The sequence below is a fragment of the Neobacillus sp. PVCKKU3 genome (assembly GCF_058323225.1).
This window is the reverse complement of sequence record NZ_JBLVQN010000091.1, coordinates 1-1694: the sequence shown is the minus strand read 5'-3', so window position 1 is coordinate 1694 and position 1694 is coordinate 1. Positions and strand designations below refer to the sequence as shown.

Here is a 1694-nt window from a genome sequence, read left to right as displayed (position 1 = left end):
TCCAAACCAAATCAGAGCTACATTACGAAAGGAGCTAGTTATTATGAAGGATACCATAAAATACGTAGGTTTAGACGTATCAAAAGAAAAAATAGCTGTCGCGATTGCAGATGAAGGAAGAGATGAGCCTAGATACTGGGGCATGATTTCGAATACACCAGAAGCAGTTACGAAATTGATGAAAAAGATAGGAAGCAGCGAGAACTTACGAGTGTGTTACGAAGCAGGCCCTACTGGATATGCATTGTATAGGTTACTCCTTGCGCTAAATATTCACTGTACTGTGATAGCACCATCTTTAATTCCTCAAAGACCTGGTGAACGTATTAAAACGGATCGCAGAGATTCTGTTCGACTAGCTCAATTATATCGAGCCGGGGAATTAACTTCTGTTTACGTTCCTACTCAAGAGGATGAAGCTTTACGTGATCTTGTTCGATGTCGAGAAGATGCAAAAGAAGACGAATTAAGAGCTAAACACCGGTTAAGTAAATTTTTACTCCGTTATGATATCCAACCACCATCAAAGGGAAAAAAATGGACAGTCAGATATTATAGATGGTTGGACACGGTAAAGTTTGAAAACTCAAAACTACAAGTGGTATTTCAAGAGTACTATCATCAAATTAAAGAGATACAACAACGAATCTTAAGACTAGAAGAAGAAATCAGAATACAAGCAACGGAAGGTGCTCATGCCCCAACCATCCAAGCTTTACAAGCATTAAGAGGAGTAGCACTGATTACAGCGACTAGCATTGCGGCAGAAATAGGTTCTTTTAAACGATTTTCCACTCCTAGACAGTTTATGGCGTATGTGGGATTAGTACCTAGTGAATATTCGAGTGGTGAAAGTAGAAGACAAGGAAAGATCACTAAAACAGGGAATCGTCATGTGAGGCGTCTACTAGTGGAATCGGCCTGGAGTTATAGATATAAACCTTCCGTCAAAGGTGAATTACAAAAGAGACAAAATGGACAATCGCCAACCATTCAAGCAATATCTTGGAAAGCACAAAACCGACTTCATAAGAAATATTTTCGATTATTATCAAGAGGCAAAGAAAGTGGTAAAGCCATTACTGCAGTGGCAAGAGAGCTAGCAGGTTTTATTTGGGCAATTACGCAGGAATTAGACGAAGTAGTACCAAAAGCTTAAATAAGTACGTTTTCTCAAATGACGATTAGTACATTAGAAAGAAAATAGATGGATGAGAATAGGGCTCGAAGGCAAAGAGAAAAACCGGGAAGGAAAACCCACGTGCCTCCTCTGTGCTATATCTATTTAGATTAACGCACGTCACGAGTTAGTGGATATGTCCTTTATACGGAAAGATAAAATGTGAGAACCCACGAATATCAGAGCGTTAACCGCAGTAGAGATTTTTGCCTTCGTGCCGTGTCCTTAACATCTATTCAAAAAAACATGAGGGAGGTACGATTATTCCATCTTTAGCTTAAAAAAGTGTCTCACCTCTTTGAATGGCAGTCAAGGAAAGCACTTGACAGCCATTCAAAGAGGTGAGAAGTGGTCAGTAAGCTAAAGAAGGAGCTACTCTAGCCAGAACGGCTAACTATCTAACCAAATAAGCGAAGAAGCGAGAAATAGCTTCTCTTCTTAGAGTTGGTCAAAAATGGACCAAAACCTAGTTTAGTGTGGGGGCCCTTGACAGTTTCGTTCATATCAGGAGGCT

The 1694-nt window shown here is 39.9% G+C and carries 1 protein-coding gene; it reads left to right on the top strand.

The window, feature by feature from the left end:
• Nucleotides 1-1159 (top strand): IS110 family RNA-guided transposase (locus ACNQGS_RS28880; RefSeq protein WP_491490384.1); only part of this gene is annotated, 1159 nt, incomplete at its 5' end.
• Nucleotides 1160-1694: the final 535 nt, after the last annotated feature.